We start from the raw sequence: 18,373 nt of genomic DNA, 5'->3' as shown, positions 1-18,373 counted from the left end.
CAGGCATAACGGAGTTCTGCCCAATGGTTGATATCGCCACCCGCGTCTGGAATCACAAATGGAAGATCGACCCGATCGTGCGGTCGCTTATCGATACCGACTTTTACAAGCTGCTGATGTGTCAGTCGATTTTTCGAAACAAGCCGGACACGCAGGTGACGTTCAGCCTGATCAACCGTTCAAAAGACGTGCCACTGGCGAAGTTGATAGACGAAGGCGAACTGCGCGAGCAGCTTGACCACATCCGCACCCTCAGCCTTAGCCGCGGTGAATCGACCTGGCTGCGTGGCAACACGTTTTACGGCAAACGCCAGATGTTCCGCTCGGATTTTATGGAGTGGTTCGAGAACCTGCGCCTGCCGCCCTACCATCTTGAGCGTAAGGGCGATCAATATGAACTGACGTTCGAGGGCAAATGGCATGAGGTCATGCTTTGGGAGATTCCCGCCCTTGCCGTGCTGATGGAACTTCGCAGCCGCAGTGTTCTTGACGGGATGGAGAAATTCGAGCTTCAGGTTCTTTATGCCCGTGCGATGACGCGCGTCTGGGAAAAGATAGAGGCGCTGCGCGATGTACCTGATCTGTCCATTGCCGATTTCGGCACCCGACGGCGCCACAGCTTTTTGTGGCAGGACTGGTGTGTGCAGGCCATGAACGAAGGGCTGGGTAACAAGTTTACCGGAACCTCCAACTGCAAGATCGCCATGAAGCGTGAGCTGGAAGCAATTGGCACCAACGCCCATGAACTGCCCATGGTTTACGCAGCGCTTGCCGAAACCGACGAGGAACTGTTTCAGGCGCCCTACAAAGTGCTGGAAGACTGGCACGATGAACATGAAGGCAATTTGCGCATCATTCTGCCCGATACCTACGGCACCCAAGGCTTTCTGGATAGCGCACCCGACTGGCTGACAGGCTGGACGGGTATCCGCATCGACAGCGGTGATCCCGCCACAGCAGCGCAGCAGGCGATTGATTGGTGGAAACTGCGCGGCGAAGACCCGCGCAAAAAGCGCGTCATTTTCAGTGACGGGCTTGATGTTGCCAAGATCAAGGAGCTGCACGCGCAATTCGCTGACAAAACGGCGATTTCGTTCGGCTGGGGCACGTTGCTCACTAATGATTTCCGTGGCCTGGTGCCGGATGATGCGCTGGCTCCTTTTAGCCTTGTGTGCAAGGCAGTCAGCGCAAACGGGTCACCGACCGTGAAGCTGTCTGACAACCCGAAAAAGGCCATGGGCCCCGCCGATGAAATCGCCCGTTACAAGCGCGTGTTCGATGTCGGAGAGCAGGAATCACAAGAGGTAGTGGTATGAGCACAACGCATGAAGCAGACGAAGACCAGCGCAATCAGGATATCCTGATCTACGTCAACGGAGAGCTGAAGCCACGCGCCGAAGCAACCGTATCTGTCTACGACAGCGGCTTTCTGCTGGGGGACGGAATGTGGGAGGGAATGCGGCTCTATAACGGGGTTTGGGCGTTCTTTGACGAGCATATGGACCGGTTTTTCAACTCGTGCAAAGCGGTATCGCTTGATGTGGGGATGGACAAGGCAGGCATCGCCGAAGCGCTGCGCATGACTGCCGAAGCCAACGGCATGACAGATGATGTGCATTGCCGCCTGATGCTGACGCGCGGCGTAAAGGTAAAGCCGTTCCAGCATCCCTCGCTGTCACGTAGTGGCCCGACGCTGGTGATTATAATGGAACATTCCAAACCGGTCGAAACCCTGCAAACGACAGGCATCCGCCTTGCGACCGTGCCGCAGGTGCGTGGCCTGCCGATGTCGCAGGACGCCAAATACAACAGTCATTCCAAGCTGAATTGCGTGATCGCCTGCCTACAGGCCGAACAGGCTGGCGCGGATGAGGCGCTGATGCTGGACCCGTATGGGTTTGTGAACACCACCAACGCATGCAACTTCTTCATTGTGCGCCGCGGCGAGGTTTGGACCTCGACCGGAGATTATTGCATGAACGGGGTCACCCGCCAGAAGGTGATCGATCTATGCCGTGCCGACGGGATTCCGGTATTTGAAAAGAACTATTCGCTCTATGAGGCATATGGCGCGGACGAGGCATTTCTCACAGGGACATTCGGTGCGCAATCGCTGGTATCACATATCGATGGCAAGCCTATCGGGGACGGCAAGCGGCACGTCACAGACAGAATCCGCCAGCTTTATAAACAAGCAATTGCCGAGAATATCAGCGCCTAATCCTGACGGGCGGAAGCGCGGCGTGTGACCATGCCCGCCCTGACAAACGCAACAATGAATACGGCTGTCAGGATCAGGATGATTGTCGGGGCAGGGGCGCTATCAAGGTAGAAACTGGCATAAACTCCCAATACGCTCGACAGCATTGTGACGCCCACGGCAACCGGTAACATTCGCCCGAATTTCTGCGTAAGCAGAAATGCAATGGCACCTGGCGCGATCAGTAGGCCGATAGACAGGATGATCCCCACCGCAGACAGGGTTGCAACAATGGTGAGCGAGATCAGGGCGAGCAATCCGTAGTGCAGCCAGCCAACGCGCAGGCCCACCGCTTGCGCCTGTACCGGATCAAATGCATGCAGCATCAGATCATGCCGTTTGGCAATCACAATCACGGCTGCAAACAAAGCAATCAAACCGGCTGTCCATAGATCTGAACTGCCAACGCCCAGCATATTACCGAACAGGATATGATCCAGATGCATATCTGTCGAAATCTTCGTGTACATCACGATGCCGAACCCGAACATTCCGGAAAACACGATGCCCATTACGGTATCCTGCTTGACGCGGCTGTTTTCCGAAAGGAATCCCGTCGCCAATGCGCAAAACATACCGGCACAAAACGCGCCGATGATCAGCGGTATCCCCAAGATGTAAGCGCCGACAACTCCGGGTAGCACGGCATGGCTGATTGCATCCCCCATCAACGACCACCCCTTAAGCACCAGATAACATGACAGCAGGCTGGTCGGCACCGAAATGATGATCACAATCAGAAAGGCGTTTTGCATGAAGGCAAACTGAAACGGCTGAAGCAACGTCTCGATCATGGCAGCAATGCCTCCCGCGCCTTGCGCCGCGCAGCTAGATAACCGTGCTTGGGGGCGAACAGAAACACAGCAAGGAAAATGACCGTTTGCAAACTAACGATTATGCCACCCGTCGCGCCATCCAGAAAGAAGCTGAGGTATGCGCCAAAGAAAGAGGTGCCTGCACCGATCGCAACACTGACAACAAGTAGACGGGGAAAGCGGTCTGTCAGAAGATACGCAGTCGCTCCCGGTGTTACCACCATGGCAATCACCAGAAACGCCCCAACCGTTTGAAGCGCGGCCACACAGGATGCAGACAGCAACATGAAAAATACAACTTTGAGCAGGTCGGGCTTTAATCCGATAGAGCGCGCGTGATTTTCATCGAAAAACGTAACCATCAGGTCTTTCCATTTGGCCAACAGAATGGCCAGCGTCACAAACCCGATAACCGCAAGTTGCAGCGTATCCGCTGGCGTGATGGCCAGGATGTTGCCCATCGTAATGGTCTGCACGCTGACCGATGTGGGCGACAGCGACACCATGAATAGCCCCAAGCCGAAGAAAGAGGTAAATATCAGACCGATGATAGTATCTTCCTTCAGGCCCGACCGCTGGTTGAGAAACAGCATCGCGCCCGCCGCCAACCCACCTGCCGCGAAGGCTCCTAACGCGAAGGGAAGACCCAGCATATAGGCCCCCGCAACACCCGGCACGATGGAATGGCTGAGCGCGTCACCAATCAGTGACCATCCCTTCAGCATCAGATATGCTGATAGAAACGCACAGACCCCGCCGACCAGCGCGCTAACCCACATTGCGTTGAACATGTAGCCGTAGCTGAACGGCAGCAGCAGCGTTTCCATCACGAGGCGTCTTCCTTGCGTGTTTCATCTGCATACACGACAAACGGGCGCTCGTCGTCGGTGATCACACGGATTGTGCGCGTGTCATCATCGTCGTGCAGGTCCGCGCCGCCCAGCACAAAGTGGCGCAGCACACCGCCAAACGCGAGTTCGAGATTATCGTGGGTGAATGTCTCTTCCGTGGTGCCATAGGCGATCACGGTTTCCTTGACCAAAACTGTCCGGTCACAAAACTCGGGGACTGAGCCGAGGTTATGGGTGGAAACAAGCATCACCCGTCCTTCGTCCCGCATATCGCGCAGCAGTTCGATAATCTGATCTTCGGTTTTTACGTCAACACCGGTGAACGGCTCGTCCAGCAAAATCACCTGACCGTCTTGCGCCAGAGCACGGGCCAGAAACACACGCTTGCGCTGGCCACCGGACAGCTCACCAATCTGGCGGTGGCGGTATTCGATCATGTTGACCCGCTCCAGCGCGCTTGTCACAGCTTCGTGGTCGGCGCGTTTGGGGTGGCGGAAAAATCCCATATGGCCGTACCGCCCCATCATTACAACATCTTCAACCAGTACCGGAAAAGACCAGTCGACCTCCTCTGACTGGGGAACATATGCGACGATATTGCGCTTCAGGGCTTCTTTGACAGGCATTCCCATCACAGTAATCTCGCCCTTGGCAGCAGGAACGAACCCCATAATCGCCTTGAACAGGGTCGATTTTCCAGCCCCGTTAACCCCTACCAGTGCGGTAATGGTGCCGGTCGGTACTTCGAATGTAGCATCACGAAGGGCGGTATGCCCGTTGCGATAGGTTACAGTGACGTCTTGGGCGGAAATACCGGTGGTCATTTTGTAAGGCCCTCCACAATTGTCTCGGATGTGACGCGGATAAGATCCAGATAGGTTGGCACTTCCCCGTCCGCTTCGGTCAGGCTATCAACGTACAGAACACCGCCATATTTCGCGCCGGTTTCCCGCACGACCTGCTTTGCGGGTGCCTGACTGACTGTTGATTCACAGAACACTGCCGGAATGCCGTTTGCACGCACGGTATCAATGACCTTGCGCACCTGCTGCGGTGTGCCCTGCTGGTCGGCGTTCATTGGCCAAAGATACAGCTCTTTCATACCAAAATCGCGAGCCAGATAGCTGAACGCGCCTTCGCATGTCGCCAGCCAGCGCTGATCTTCCGGCACCGCAAGGACCGCATCGCGCAGAGGCACAATGACATCGTTAATCTCTTGTTTGTAGACTTCAGCGTTAGTGCGGTAAATCTCTGCGTTCTCAGGATCATGCAGCACGAAAGCGTCACGAATGTTGTCCACGTATATTAACGCTGTGCTCAGGCCCATCCACGCATGGGGGTTAGGCTTTCCGTCATACTCGCCTTCTGTAATGCTTATCGGGTCAATCCCGTCGGTCAACGTGGCAGAAGGGACATCTTTGAGGTTGGATAGAAACTGCTCGAACCACAGTTCAAGATTCAAACCGTTCCAAAGGATCAGGTCCGCATCCTGTGCGCGAATGATATCGCGCGGCGTGGGGGAATAACCGTGAATCTCTGCGCCAGGTTTGGTGACGCTTTCCACGACAGCCGCATCACCCGCCACATTGCGCGCCATATCGGCAATCACGGTAAAGGTCGTAACAGCCTTGAATTTCTCCTGTGCCGCTGCCGACGTGCTTACCAAAGCCAGCACAGCAGTTGCGGTGATCATTTTCAAGACGATTGCACCCATGCGGGAGACTCCTCAATTTTCACTTCTTATAAAAAATGCATATGAGAACCATTCACAAGTGTAAATAAGAATGATAACGATTCTCAAACATAGACGTCTGATGAGAATTTCGGGGCGAAAAGATGAGCGACGCGGCAGATACTACAGATAAGATGACAGCAGCATTGCGCAAAGCCGGTATTCGCGTGACCCGTCAACGCATCGCACTGCTTGGTGTTTTGGCCGAGGCGACCGATCACCCTGATGCTATTGAGCTGCACAAGCGTGCGAAGGAAATAGAACAATCCGTTTCGCTCGCCACTGTTTACAGAACACTGACAGTGCTGGAGGAGGGCGGCGTTGTACATCGTCACGCCTTTGACGGGGGCGGCGCACGGTTTGAAACGACACATGAAGAGCATCACGATCATATTCTGGATGTCGATACTGGAGAGGTGATCGAGTTCCAGTCCGACAAAATTGAACAACTTCAAGACGAGATCGCACGCGAATTGGGTTACGAGGTCGTGCATCACCGATTGGAGCTCTATTGCCGAAAGAAGGCTGCCGGCTCTAGTTGATGTTCGAATACAGGTAGGAAGGTCTGTAAGTACCCCCGAGATTGTCAGAGCGCGCTTTCGCGCGATCCAGCACGAAGTCCAATCTGGATGACCGGGCCTGCAACCGCTATGCTACATTGCGCGACGTTGGAGCCTGAGGTATAGGCCGGAAGCCAGTGTCGGCAATGATGGAGGCGGCTGGGTGACCGATCATACTGACTACCATGAACAAGACCAAAGCACCGGCAGCCCTCATCCAGAAATGGCGAAAGACGGGTTAATCGTGCAGGTGCGTCCGTTTTGTGGCCGCATCAGCCGCGCTCAGGCTGATGCTATCGCATCCCTTGCGGCTGCTCATGGCAACGGACTGCTGGACCTCACCGACAGTGCAACACTCCAGATCCGTGGTGTATCGCGGCAAAGCCACCCCGCGCTGATCAATGGCTTGAAAATGATGCGCCTGATTGATCCCGATCCGGATGTGGAAATCAGGCGAAATATCCTTGTCACCCCTTTCTGGAGGCCGCAAGATGAAGTCGAAATTCTCGCCAACCAGCTGACTGCCGAAATCGCTGCCAATGACGCTTCGGGCTTGCGGGATGAAATTAGATTTGCGGTCGATACAGGCCGCACACCCGTGTTGCAAAACGACGTGGCTGATATTCGCTTGGAAACAGACGCAGGCGGCAGTCTTCTACTGGTCGCAGATGGGATGAAAACAGGCAAACCCGTCACCACAGACTCAGCAGTTGCCGAAACTTTGAAACTGGCCCGTTGGTTTTCCGAAACCGCTGAAGATAAGGTAGATCGACTGAAGAGCCTTGTGGCGAAGAGTGTAATACCTGCCGGAGCTTTTGTGCCCCGCCAACAGGGAGCATACAATCCGGTACCTGGATATACACCAAACGGTGCTCTTGTAGGGCTGGCCTCGGGGCAAATGCATGTTGAAACGCTTTCATCTCTGGCCAAGCACGGCGGCTTGCGCCTTACTCCGTGGCGCCTGATCCTCGTCGAAAGCGCACGGGAATTACCCGAAATTGATGGAATCGAAACAGACTCCGGCAACCGGCTTTAACAGGCCTCGCGCCGGGTCGCCCTTGTCTGAGATTTCGCAGATCGCAAGTTCCAAAGGATTTACTACCAGTTGAATAGGTATTTCAACCAATGCACAGCTTCCTTGGTCCGCTCGGTCTGAAACACGTAACCAGCAATTCAAAGAGCTTGTCACACGCCCGCCGCACAGAACCACCCCCAATACGGCACCTAATCCACTTTCATTTTCCTGATAAATTCAAATCCCGCACCCGCTAGAAGCGCGACCGTCTGCTAATCAGGATCTACCTTTCCACGCAATGCCTTCACCTCGCCGCGCACCTTCTTGGCTTTCAAGCGGCGCTTCTTTGATCCCAACGTCGGTCGCGTGGCGATCCGCCTTTTCGGTGGCGTAACTGCTTTTTCAATCAGCTCTTTCAAGCGTTCGCGTACCAGTTCGCGGTTACGCGCCTGACTACGGGTCTCGTCGCACTGCAACACCAACGCACCATCATTGGTCCAGCGCCGCCCCGCCAGTCGCCGTAACCGGTTTTTCACGGGCAAGGGAAGTGACGGAGAACTAGCTGCCTCGAACCGCAACTCCACGGCAGAGGATACTTTGTTCACATTCTGCCCACCCGGACCCGAGGCACGCATGAAGCTTTCGGTCAGTTCCCAGTCCTGAATTGTAATGGCATCAGTGATATATAACATGGCGATAAACATAGCGCGCCCACGGCCCCGGTTGAAGGGGCGGCGGAGATTCCAGATGCCTGCGTTGCAAAAAGGGCCGCCCTGAAACAGAGCGGCCCAATCGAATTGTATAGGAGGCGGGATCGGTTAGACCGCTGGTCGACTCCGGTGTTTTGAATGCAGGGGCTGCCCTAGCAAACAAACTCCAAAGCTGTTCCGACACCTCTCTCCAGTACCGTTCTTGACACTAGATCACCTCCTTTACATTTGTTGAACTCACTGGGAGCGTCCCACATGTTTTCCAATTCGCAAAGCACTTTTTCAGGTGTTTTGTGTTTTTTCCTATATGTTGTCTATCTGCCTGACCTTCAGGCGGGCGGTGATGATGCGGAAAGGTATCAGGGCGATCAGCGCAAGGCCCAGTTTGACGCTCCAGTCCGCCACCGCGAGTGACACCCAAAGCGGTGCGAGCGGGCCGACTCCCAAAACCGGAAGAACCTCTGCTGCCCACGCCACATCAGTCGCGGGATGCACAAAAGACAACGCGCCGGAAAATGCGACGGAAAAAAAGATCACCGTATCGACAGTGCTGCTGACGAGCGTAGATACAAGCGGCGCTTTCCACCAGATACCTTTACGGAAAATGGAAAATATCCCGATATCCAGCATCTGGGCGATGAAAAATGCCAGACCGGATGCTATTGCGATACGCAAGGTAACAAGCGGCCCGAATTCTCCGATGATCTGGGTTCCGATCAAAGAACAGATAATGCCGACGATAAAACCCGCCAAAACAACGCGCCGTGCGGCAGCGGTGCCATAGACGCGGTTCATAATGTCCGTGACCAGAAAGGCAAGCGGATAGGTGAAAGCCCCCCATGTCAGCCAGTTACCATACAGAAATTGAACGAGGATGTTGGAGGCCACAACGATTGCAGCCATGGCAATAATGCCGGGAAGATGTGTGCGTGTCATATTTAAAACCGTTTTTGCAAGGGTGCGGCGACTTGGCCTGCGACAATCGCAGACCTCGCCCGTTTAGGCATCCCCGGCCAGTCACGCAACCATGTTTGCGAAATGATCACTCATTGACGGTATATTCGACGATCTGCGTGCGCAGAATGCGCAGATAATTATCATCCGAAATCATCGTCACATGCATTTGCCCGCGCGGATCGGTCCAGACGCTGAGTCCTTCCAGATTGTCGTAAAGACCGGGGAGGGTGGTCAGCAGTGACACCTCCCGCGGGGCGCGCGGATCAATCACAAACATGCGTATACGGCTGCGAAACCCCAGCAGGGTAGTTGCCCGTTCCAACAACCAGTACCTGCCTTTGTCGTCGAAATCCGCTCCGACAGGTACAAATGGGCCGCGTTGGGGGATGCGCGCACTGATCCGCCACTTGCCGTTGCGGTAGGCATAAAGCGGAAAGGAGCCACCACTGGCGGGGGGATTTTCTGCGATAGCAAACAGAGTGCCATCGGCACTGATGGCAAGCGCCTCGACACCTGTGTTGTCGCCCAAGGTGTTCTGGAACGGCAAGGCGATGCGCCCAGATGTCCGGCCTGTATCTGGATCAACCTGCATGATGCGGTGGCGGTGTTCAAAGGAAACATACGCAGTTCCGTCGTCAGAAATTGCAAGCCCTTCGGCGTCGCTCGCTTTTTTGCGCAGCGGCCTGCCGGACGAACGACCCAGACGGGAAACGTTTTGCACCGCCACACCATCCAGTTTACCGCTCGCGCGGTTCATGGATGCATTCAGAATATAGCCAAAGTCACTGATGACGGTCATTCTGGCGCCGTGGTCCGTCACCTCGATTCCGGACCATCCCCCAAACCACGGTGCGTCAAGCTGCCAGCGCATTGCGCTTTTGTGCTGCAACGCGATTTCTGCCTGTACACCGCTGCACAGGCAGACCAGGGCAATCGCCAGCCGGATCAATTTGCGTCAAGCACAGCTTTGCACTGGGCTGGAAGATCGGCCAGCACCAACTCGCGGCGCGGCTTGCGCGGAGTCGTGGGCTTTTTCGGGGTCGGCTTGGCCTTCGGCGGGTTCAGAATATTCGCCTGCCATTGGCGTGCATCGTCACACCCGTCACCCGCTGGTGGCGGGTTCTGGTCCCGGCAACCGCGTTCACCCTTCGGGCAGGCAAGCCGTACGTGAAAATGATAGTGATGCCCGTACCAAGGCCGGATCTTGCGCAGATAGCTGCGATCACCGCGTTCATCATCGCACATCTGCACTTTTGCTCCGGGAAACACAAAAATCCGTGCAACACGCGGATCTTTAGCCGCCGCCTTGATGATGTTGTGATGTGAACGTGTCCACGAGTCGTTTACATAGGCCCCCTTTGCGCGGCGCATGGAAATAGACGAAATATTTTCGCGCTGCTTTCGCGTCAGGCTCAGCGAGGTTGGCGGAAGCATCCAGATGTCTGCATCCAGCCCCATCTGGTGACTGCGGTGGCCCGTCAGCATCGGCCCCCCGCGCGGCTGGCTCATATCGCCAATATACAGGCCGTTCCAACCGGGTTGCTGCGCGGCAAACTGGCTGAGTTTCGTGACCATGTCGATCAGTTCCGGATGGCCCCAGTTGCGCCCGCGCGAGAGGCGCATGGCCTGCCACGTTGGCCCGCTTTCGGCCAGTTGCTGACCACCGGCCAGACATCCTTTTGCATAGCTGCCAAAGGCGGCAGGTGTCTGGCGGGTGCCCGATGATTTCGTCCCGAACAGCTTTTTCGCCTGAACATTGGCGAGCGGTCCGGCCAGTTCGCCAATGGTTGGCAATTCGGCCTTTTTCGCTTTTGCGCCGCTGATGTCGCGTGCGCCGCCGCAACCGGCGACCAGCATGCCCAAGACGGCGATTGTAACGAGCTTTCTGATGGTCATCTGTGAAAATCCCCTTTCGGTTTCACCCAGATTAACAGCATCAAGCCAATGATGAACAGCCCCACGACGGGGCTTACGCCCAATCGCTGGCTGCCGGTCATCTGGCTGGTGAAGGCAATCAGCGCCGGTGCAAGAAACGATGTTGCCTTGCCAGAAAGTGCATACAAACCGAAAGCTTCGGTAATCCGTGCCGGATTGGCTTGCCGCGTCATCATGTTGCGCGAAGAGGCTTGTAACGCGCCACCAGCTCCGCCAATGGCGGCACCGGCGATGAAAAAGGTCACATCCGGCATGTTTGATCCTTCCGCAATCGGAATGCCCAACACCGATGTCGGTGTGATCATCACAATCAGCAATGCAATACAGGCCAGCAGAACAACGCAAAAAATGATCACCGGCATCGGCCCTACGCGGCGATCCACGCGGCCTGCAACCCAGCAGAAAAATGCGCCTGATATCAGGGCGATGATGCCGAAAATACCAACTTCGGTGATTGACCACCCCAACACACCCGCAGCGTACACCCCGCCAAATGCATACATGCCATTCAGCCCGTCACGGTAAAACATGGACGAGCCGAGATAGGCCATCAATGAGGGATGGCGCGGCAAACCTTTCAACGTGGTGATCAGGTCACGGATGCTTTGGGCGACCAAAAGGCGGGGTGCGCCGGTTTTACGCCCGTCCCGTGTGTATAGGAAAAAGGGTATCATAAATACGGCAAACCAGATGGCGGCCAGCGGCCCGACAATACGGGTGTCAGCCTTGGTTTGCGGGTCCAGTCCGAACAGCGGCTTCAGTCCGACCATGGTATTTCCGCTTGCCGTCGCCTGAAACAAACCCAGCAAAATCGCCAAGGCCAGTAACCCGCCCAGATATCCAAACGCCCAGCCGGAACCGGATATGCGGCCCAGCTCCGAGGGATCGTTGTCAAGCTCAGGCAGATACGAGTTTGTGAAAATGGTCGCAAACTCCATCCCCATCAGGCCGACACCAAAGAAAAACAGCGCCCACATCACCGAAAAATCCTGCGGTGCGGTCCACCACAAGGCGCCGGAGCCGACGAAATACATCGCGGAAAACAGCCAGATCCAAGGCAGCTTGCGCCCCGAATTGTCGGCAATTGCCCCTAGAATCGGAGCAAGAACCGCAATCAGAATGCCCGTCGCAGCCAACCCCCAGCCCCAATAGGCTTGGGCTTGCGCGCGCGCGGCAGTTTCTGCCATGCCTTCGGCGATCAGGTTGGAGGACAGTGTGCTGGTGAAGTAAGGCCCGAATATAAACGTAAGAAGCAGCGTATTGTAGGGCTGGCTGGCCCAGTCGAAAAAAAACCAGCCCCAAATGCGTTTGCGCTGTGAAACCGCTGTCATAAAACTGCCTCTCCCGATTGCGTCCTAACATAGAACAGGCTGCACCAACCGGCGCAAGAAAAGGTTTGCGATTGTCTACATGTCCTGCATCGGGGGCCATGGGCGGGTGGCCTCGGCACGGGTCCAGTTGCTGACCCATTCGGGCATGGCGGGTGACACCGCATCCTGCCCCAACGCGGCCAGAACACGCGGCGGCAAAACGATCCCGTTATTGTCTGTTACGGCCGCGCGGTAAAGAACGTGGCTGGCGCATTCACCATCCCGTTTCCACATCGATTGTTCGATGTACATAAATTTGTCATCCCAACAGATCGCACGGCTGCGCACTGTAAACCGTTCAAAGGCGCGAATACGGCGGCGAAAGCGCACGTGGGATCCTGCCACGGTCAACGCCCAACGTTTGCGCCGCAAAACATCGATCAAGCCGGCGCGCTGTGCCAGCACGGTACGCCCCAGATCATACAGCGTCAGGGCGCGGCCATTGTTCAGCTCTAAAAATATGTCCAGATCAAGTGGCCAGCAGATGTGATGCGAAACAAGGGTGTCGGTCAGGCTGTCAAAACGCGGCTGACGGCGGGCCAGATACATATCTTTGAACAAGCGGATAAACGGGAACATCTCGAACCTCCTTTTTTACCGTCCGAATGACGTATATTCACCGCGCGTCAACCGTGAACATCGCGGCACCCTTGTCCTTTTTGCGCATCACGCTTAACTGCTGCTCAGATGTTTTGGAAAAGGACCGCCGCCTGTGACTTCACTGTTTATGATACTCATGCTTTTGTTGAACATCCTGTGGTTCTTTATCATTGCCCATGTGGTCATGTCGTGGCTGATCAATTTCCAGGTGCTAAACACCCGCCAGCCGCTGGTTGCCCAACTTTGGTATGGCATCAACCGTCTGCTAGAGCCGATTTATGCGCCCATCCGCCGCGTGCTGCCAAATATGGGGGGCCTTGATCTGGCCCCGCTGGTTGTATTGATCGGCGTTGCCATTGCGCGGATCGTGCTGACCAACAATGCGGCACTGTTTTACTAACACCGGAATTTCCCGACACTTAATTGACCTCAAACGGCGGAGTAGTCCTTGCCCCCCCTTTGGGGATATGTGAGTCTGCACCTGCTGCTTTTCCCAACTTCAGGTCTTGTCCATGTCCGGCGCCGTTTCGCTGCTAAAAGATGTATTCGGCTTTGATGGTTTCCGTCCGGGTCAGGAAGAGATCGTGCAGGCGGTGACCGCTGGCGAAAACGTGCTTGCCATCATGCCCACAGGCGGGGGCAAATCCCTCTGCTTCCAGCTTCCGGCCTTGATGCGCGAAGGGGTCACAGTGGTGATTTCGCCGCTGATTGCGTTGATGCGCGATCAGGTGCGTGCATTGCAGGAAGCCGGCGTTGGCGCGGGTGCGCTGACCTCTGGCAACACGCCCGAAGAAACAGATGCCGTATGGGAGGGGCTTGAGGCTGGAACACTGAAGCTGCTGTATATGGCGCCCGAGCGATTGGCAGCGGGTTCTGTCACTGGAATGCTCAAGCGGGTCGGAGTCAATCTGATCGCCGTGGATGAGGCGCATTGCGTCAGCCAATGGGGCCATGATTTCCGCCCCGATTATCTGCGCATCGGAGAGTTGAAACGCGCGCTGGGCGTACCGCTGGCGGCGTTCACGGCCACCGCAGACGCAGAGACGCAAGCCGAGATCATCCAGAAACTGTTTGACGGTATGGCCCCCACCGCATTCCTGCGTGGGTTTGACAGGCCGAACATCCACCTGATGTTTGCCGCCAAAAATAGCCCCCGAAACCAGATACTGAACTTTGCTGCCGCGCGGCGGGGGCAGTCGGGCATTGTGTATTGCGGCACACGGGCCAAAACCGAAGGCATCTCGCGCGCGCTCAACGATGCGGGTCAGCGGGCGATACACTATCATGGCGGGATGGAGGCAGAAGATCGCCGGATCGCCGAACGGAAATTCCAACAGGAAGACGGGCTGATCGTCGCGGCAACTGTTGCTTTTGGCATGGGGATCGACAAACCTGACATTCGCTGGGTTGCCCATGCCGATCTGCCCAAGAGCATAGAGTCCTATTATCAGGAAATTGGTCGCGCAGGTCGTGATGGCGCCCCTGCGGAAACGCTTACATTGTTCGGCCCCGAAGACATACGCCTGCGCCGCACCCAGATTGACGAAGGGCTTGCCCCGCCCGAACGTCGCAGCGCAGATCACGCGCGGCTGAACGCACTGCTGGGGTTGGCAGAGGCGCTTGAATGCAGGCGTAAAACCCTGCTGGGGTATTTTGACGAAAGCGAGGTTACCTGCGGCCGCTGTGATCTGTGCGATACTCCGGTTGAAACGTTTGATGGCACCACAGCTGTGCGCAAAGCCCTATCCGCGATGTTGCGCACGGAGGAATGGTTTGGCGCCGGTCACCTGATTGATATTCTGCTCGGCAATGAAACAGACAAGATAAAGCAGCGCGGCCACCAATCACTGCCCACTTACGGGGTCGGCACTGAATACTCCAAACCCGAATGGCAGGCGGTGTTCCGTCAGATGATGGGCCGTGATCTGGTGCGTCCCGATCCGGCGCGCCACGGCGCATTGCGGATGACGGATGCGGCCCTGCCAATTTTGCGCGACGAGGCAAAAATTACCCTGCGCCGTGACAGTATCAAGGCGGCCGGATCATCATCACGCCGACCTGCTGTTAAAGCGATGGTGAACGATGAAGACGCGCCATTGCTGAGCGCGCTCAAGGCCAAGCGGCGCGGACTGGCAGAGGCGGCAAAAGTGCCTGCTTATATCATCTTTACCGACCGGACGCTGATCGAAATGGCCGAGACACGGCCGACCAATCTGGACCAGATGGCACGCGTGAGTGGAATTGGCGCGAAAAAACTGGACAGCTACGGCGCAGCGTTTCTGGAGGTCATCAACGGTGAGGCTGAAATGATGCACCCGCAACGCCGCAAACTGGCCGGGCGTGATGCGGGTGGGCTGTATGATCAACTGCTTGAAAAGCAGGCCGAACTTTCACGCGGGGCAATGGGCACGGAAAAGCCGCTGAGTTGTTCGGCATCCTTGCTTGCAAAAGTGGCCCAGTTGCGCAGCGCGGACGCGCAAGGCATCGAACGGATACTGGGCGAAAAACGTGCCGAACGCTTTGGCGCGGCATTTCTGGAAATTCTGCGGGACGTAGAATAACTGGTCAGACAGGCGGCGCGGGCTAGGTCCGCGAACAGATAAGAGGAGCGGATATGCTTGTTGTAATTTCACCGGCCAAGCGGCTGGATTGGGCAGAACGTGATGTCGCTGTGACTGAACCTGATTTTCAGGAAGATGCCATGCGTTTGGTTAAAACCGCGCGCAATCTGACTCTGGGTGATTTGAAATCACTGATGTCGCTCAGCGACGATCTGGCCAAGCTGAACCGCGATCGTTTCAAGGAGTTTGAGGAGGCACCCGAGGCTGAAATCACGCGCCCTGCCGCTTTGGCGTTTGCAGGCGATACCTATCAGGGATTGGAAGCGGACAGTCTTGATGCGGATGAACTGGCCTATGCGCAAGATCACCTTCGAATTCTGTCCGGTCTTTATGGCGTATTGCGTCCGCTGGATGCGATACAGCCTTACCGTCTGGAAATGGGCAGCAGGCTCAAGACGCGGCGGGGGAAGAACCTGTATGACTATTGGGGCAGCGATTTGTCCAAAGCGCTGAATGTGCAGGCTGAAAAGACCGGTAGTGATGTGTTGGTGAATTGCGCCAGTCAGGAATATTTTGGCGCGGTTGATCTGAAAACGCTGAAACTCCGGGTCATCACGCCACAATTTATGGAAGATAAAAACGACGGCAAAGGCCCCAAAATCGTAAGCTTCTTTGCCAAGAAAGCGCGCGGTGCCATGGCCCGGTTTATCGTGCAAAAGCGTATCAATAGCGCCGAAGGTATCCTGGATTTTGATATCGGCGGGTACGCCCACGCGCCGGAGTTGTCAAAGCCGGACACGCCTGTCTTCTTGCGCCCCTATCCAGCCTCCTGATCCTCTGTCGGAAGGATCGGTAGCGTCCTATCGGGTTGTGCAAGAAGGATGTGTTCTTCGATAGCCGCGCGGCGCAGCGGCTTGGTCAGGTAGTGATCAAGCCCCGCCTGCAAAATCGATTTGTCATCGTCAGGCAGGGCATGGGCGGTCATCGCCACGACAGGAACGTGCCCGCCTGTGCCAGCTTCGATTTTGCGTATTGCCCTGGTCGCTTCTTTGCCATCCATACGGGGCATTGAAATATCCATAAACACCAGATCGGGCTTGAAGCTTTTGAAAAGTGATACGGCTTCTTCTCCGTTTTCCGCAAACTCAAGCGTGATGTTCAGTGATTTGATCATCTTGCTAAACACCAGCCGGTTGGTCCGGTTGTCTTCCGCGGCGAGCACGCGCATCTTGCGCAAGATTGCCGAAGGCGGGATATCAACCTCAGGTCTTTTCTCGGGCGCGATTTGTTTCAACGTATCAAACAAGGCGCGTCGCGGAATAGGCTTTTGCAGCATCGCGGCAAAACCGTTTGCACGCGCATCCTCTTTTAGGCCGACATGGCTCGCGCTGAGCAACATCAAAGGCACATCATTGCCACCAGAACGGATCGCGGTGACTAGCGAAAGCGCATCGACATCGGGCAACTTGTGATCACTGATTACCATATCAATTGTATGATCCAGCGCGGCCAGTGCTGCTTCGTTAGAGGCAACTCCAATTGTTTCGAGTTGTAGTTGCGCCAGCTGCCGCTCAAGTATCTCGCGATTTGCCGAGATATCATCCACCACCATAACCCGCCGCATAACGGAGGTCAGCGAAGGATAGGCCACATCAAGATCACCATTCGCCACCATTTCGATGCGGAAACCGAAACATGACCCGACCCCTTCTTCGGACGTGACCCAGATTTCACCCTGCATCAACTCCACCAGACGTTTGGTGATCGCAAGCCCGAGGCCAGTGCCGTCAAACTGTCTGTTCCGCTCGTTCTCGACCTGATTGAATTCGCCGAAAATGTGGCTGGTCATGTGTTCGGGAATGCCGATGCCCGTATCCTCAACCGCGATATGGACGGCAACCTGCCCTTTTTCCGCATCGGCAACCCCCGTGACGCGGATCAATACATGGCCTTCTGTCGTGAACTTTACCGCGTTGCCGATCAAATTGGTTAACACCTGCCGGACCCGTCCGGCATCCCCGACCAGATCGGTCGGCAAAAACAGGTCATAATCCAGCAACAGCTCAAGCCCTTTGTCATGAGCCATGGGCTGAAGCAGCATAATCACCTCCTGACAGGCACGTTCCAGATCAAAGGGGGCGTTGTGCAGTTCAAGGCGATCCGCTTCGATTTTGGAGTAATCAAGCACATCATTGATAATGACCAGCAGTGCTTCGCCGGAGTTCTTGATGGTTTGGGTGTAAAGGCGCTGTTCTTCGTTCAAAACGGTATCGTCCAGCAACTCAGCCATGCCGACGACACCGTTCATCGGGGTGCGTATTTCATGGCTCATGTTGGCAAGGAAAGCGGATTTGGCGCGGTTGGCCGCTTCTGCCAGTTCCCGCGCGGCCTTCAACTCCCGTTCGTAATGCACAGTCGTAGTGATATCGAGACCAAGAGAGACGACATCGCCGCTGGGGCCGCGCTGGTCCACCATCTTGACGTAATTGCCGTTCCACAGCTGGATCACTACGGGTTCGGGCTGTTGCTGCTGGAACCTGTTCATCATCCGCTGCCGCCACGCTGCCGGTTCCACGCCGCCGAGATTGATAATCCCTTCATCCGTCAACGCCTGTAAAATTGTGACAAAGTTTACTCCCGTCTTGATCACTTCCAGCCCGTCAAAGATCGACAGATAGGCCTGATTGGCCATGATCAGGTGGTTGTCGCCGTCGAAAAAGGCAAACCCGTCCTTGATTGTCTCGATAGAGTGCCACAGGCGTCGCTCTACCACCGCGATCTTTTCATGCGCCGCGTGCAGATCGGATTTTACCTTGCGATTCTCCGCGCCCATGCTTTCCACCAGCGCACGGGTGTCCACAATTTCATCGCTAAGCTGCCTTGCGTGACGGCCCAGCTTGCGATTTGCAGCAAAAAGCTCTGCCTTCTTCAGCTCCAGCATCCGTTCTGCCGCCAAACGACCGCGCCGCTCTTCGGTGAGTTTTTGCTGCAGGCTCATCCATTCCTC

General features: G+C 55.8%; 18 protein-coding genes. 7 read left to right on the top strand and 11 right to left on the bottom strand.

Translation table 11 applies throughout. The features are described 5' to 3' along the window. The first annotated feature begins 23 nt into the window (after nt 1–23). Both pncB and OS189_RS05315 read left to right on the top strand, forming a co-directional pair. Nucleotides 24–1,316: a nicotinate phosphoribosyltransferase gene (gene pncB, locus OS189_RS05320; RefSeq protein ID WP_267166252.1), complete on the top strand. Its 1,293-nt coding sequence runs from the start codon at nt 24–26 to the stop codon at nt 1,314–1,316. Further along, nucleotides 1,313–2,221: an aminotransferase class IV gene (locus OS189_RS05315; protein WP_267166251.1), complete on the top strand. Its 909-nt coding sequence runs from the start codon at nt 1,313–1,315 to the stop codon at nt 2,219–2,221. Before pncB ends, OS189_RS05315 begins: the two co-directional genes overlap by 4 nt. On the opposite strand, the gene OS189_RS05310 is transcribed toward OS189_RS05315, so the two are convergent. Genes OS189_RS05310 through OS189_RS05295 form a run of 4 tightly spaced genes read right to left on the bottom strand, consistent with a single transcriptional unit; the run spans nt 2,218 to nt 5,640 of the window. After that, nucleotides 2,218–3,054, bottom strand: a complete 837-nt coding sequence (locus OS189_RS05310; protein WP_267166250.1) for a metal ABC transporter permease — start codon at nt 3,052–3,054, stop codon at nt 2,218–2,220. The genes OS189_RS05315 and OS189_RS05310 overlap by 4 nt on opposite strands. Then, the gene (locus tag OS189_RS05305) at nt 3,051–3,902 is read right to left on the bottom strand and encodes a metal ABC transporter permease (protein ID WP_267166249.1); all 852 of its coding nucleotides are present in this window, start codon (nt 3,900–3,902) and stop codon (nt 3,051–3,053) included. The genes OS189_RS05310 and OS189_RS05305 overlap by 4 nt, the downstream gene beginning before the upstream one ends. Beyond that, nucleotides 3,902–4,750 (bottom strand): manganese/iron ABC transporter ATP-binding protein, encoded by an 849-nt coding sequence (locus tag OS189_RS05300; protein ID WP_267166248.1) that lies wholly within the window; start codon nt 4,748–4,750, stop codon nt 3,902–3,904. Before OS189_RS05300 ends, OS189_RS05305 begins: the two co-directional genes overlap by 1 nt. Next, the gene (locus OS189_RS05295) at nt 4,747–5,640 is read right to left on the bottom strand and encodes a metal ABC transporter substrate-binding protein (protein WP_267166247.1); all 894 of its coding nucleotides are present in this window, start codon (nt 5,638–5,640) and stop codon (nt 4,747–4,749) included. The genes OS189_RS05300 and OS189_RS05295 overlap by 4 nt, the downstream gene beginning before the upstream one ends. Nucleotides 5,641–5,762: 122 nt before the next feature. Here OS189_RS05295 and OS189_RS05290 point away from each other — a divergent pair, with 122 nt between their 5' ends. Both OS189_RS05290 and OS189_RS05285 read left to right on the top strand, forming a co-directional pair. Then, nucleotides 5,763–6,200 (top strand): Fur family transcriptional regulator, encoded by a 438-nt coding sequence (locus OS189_RS05290; RefSeq protein ID WP_267166246.1) that lies wholly within the window; start codon nt 5,763–5,765, stop codon nt 6,198–6,200. A gap of 181 nt (nt 6,201–6,381) precedes the next feature. Beyond that, a complete protein-coding gene (locus OS189_RS05285; RefSeq protein WP_267166245.1) occupies nt 6,382–7,254 on the top strand; it encodes a ferredoxin-like domain-containing protein in 873 nt (290 codons plus the stop codon). Between the two features lie 251 nt (nt 7,255–7,505). Here OS189_RS05285 and arfB read toward each other — a convergent pair whose 3' ends face one another. The 6 genes from arfB to OS189_RS05255 form a co-directional block, all read right to left on the bottom strand. Next, nucleotides 7,506–7,925: an alternative ribosome rescue aminoacyl-tRNA hydrolase ArfB gene (arfB, locus tag OS189_RS05280; protein WP_267166244.1), complete on the bottom strand. Its 420-nt coding sequence runs from the start codon at nt 7,923–7,925 to the stop codon at nt 7,506–7,508. A gap of 321 nt (nt 7,926–8,246) precedes the next feature. Further along, on the bottom strand, nt 8,247–8,879 hold the full coding sequence (locus OS189_RS05275; RefSeq protein WP_267166243.1) for a queuosine precursor transporter: 633 nt from the start codon (nt 8,877–8,879) through the stop codon (nt 8,247–8,249). Between the two features lie 106 nt (nt 8,880–8,985). Next, nucleotides 8,986–9,771, bottom strand: a complete 786-nt coding sequence (locus OS189_RS05270) for an esterase-like activity of phytase family protein (RefSeq protein ID WP_267166242.1) — start codon at nt 9,769–9,771, stop codon at nt 8,986–8,988. A gap of 74 nt (nt 9,772–9,845) precedes the next feature. Continuing rightward, nucleotides 9,846–10,796 carry a penicillin-insensitive murein endopeptidase gene (mepA, locus tag OS189_RS05265; RefSeq protein ID WP_267166241.1) on the bottom strand — a complete coding sequence of 317 codons (951 nt, stop codon included), beginning with the start codon at nt 10,794–10,796 and terminating at the stop codon, nt 9,846–9,848. Then, a complete protein-coding gene (locus OS189_RS05260) occupies nt 10,793–12,166 on the bottom strand; it encodes an MFS transporter (RefSeq protein WP_267166240.1) in 1,374 nt (457 codons plus the stop codon). The genes mepA and OS189_RS05260 overlap by 4 nt, the downstream gene beginning before the upstream one ends. Before the next feature lie 75 nt (nt 12,167–12,241). Then, nucleotides 12,242–12,784 (bottom strand): acyl-CoA thioesterase, encoded by a 543-nt coding sequence (locus tag OS189_RS05255; RefSeq protein ID WP_267166239.1) that lies wholly within the window; start codon nt 12,782–12,784, stop codon nt 12,242–12,244. A gap of 133 nt (nt 12,785–12,917) precedes the next feature. Between OS189_RS05255 and OS189_RS05250 the strand changes: the two genes are divergently transcribed. The 3 genes from OS189_RS05250 to yaaA all read left to right on the top strand — a co-directional run bounded on the left by OS189_RS05250 (nt 12,918) and on the right by yaaA (nt 16,199). Further along, the gene (locus OS189_RS05250) at nt 12,918–13,205 is read left to right on the top strand and encodes a YggT family protein (protein ID WP_267166238.1); all 288 of its coding nucleotides are present in this window, start codon (nt 12,918–12,920) and stop codon (nt 13,203–13,205) included. Between the two features lie 112 nt (nt 13,206–13,317). Beyond that, on the top strand, nt 13,318–15,366 hold the full coding sequence (gene recQ / locus OS189_RS05245; protein ID WP_267166237.1) for a DNA helicase RecQ: 2,049 nt from the start codon (nt 13,318–13,320) through the stop codon (nt 15,364–15,366). Between the two features lie 53 nt (nt 15,367–15,419). After that, nucleotides 15,420–16,199, top strand: coding sequence for a peroxide stress protein YaaA (gene yaaA / locus OS189_RS05240; RefSeq protein WP_267166236.1), 780 nt, complete (start codon nt 15,420–15,422; stop codon nt 16,197–16,199). Here the strand turns inward: yaaA and OS189_RS05235 are convergent. Continuing rightward, complete coding sequence (locus OS189_RS05235) at nt 16,184–18,364, bottom strand: response regulator (RefSeq protein ID WP_267166235.1); 2,181 nt, start codon at nt 18,362–18,364, stop codon at nt 16,184–16,186. The two genes, yaaA and OS189_RS05235, sit on opposite strands and share 16 nt — an antisense overlap. Nucleotides 18,365–18,373: the final 9 nt, after the last annotated feature.

Origin of the sequence: Sulfitobacter sp. F26169L, assembly GCF_026410285.1 — a bacterium.
In the GTDB taxonomy this organism is placed as follows: Bacteria; Pseudomonadota; Alphaproteobacteria; order Rhodobacterales; family Rhodobacteraceae; genus Sulfitobacter.
This window is presented reverse-complemented; position numbering and strand designations above follow the sequence as displayed.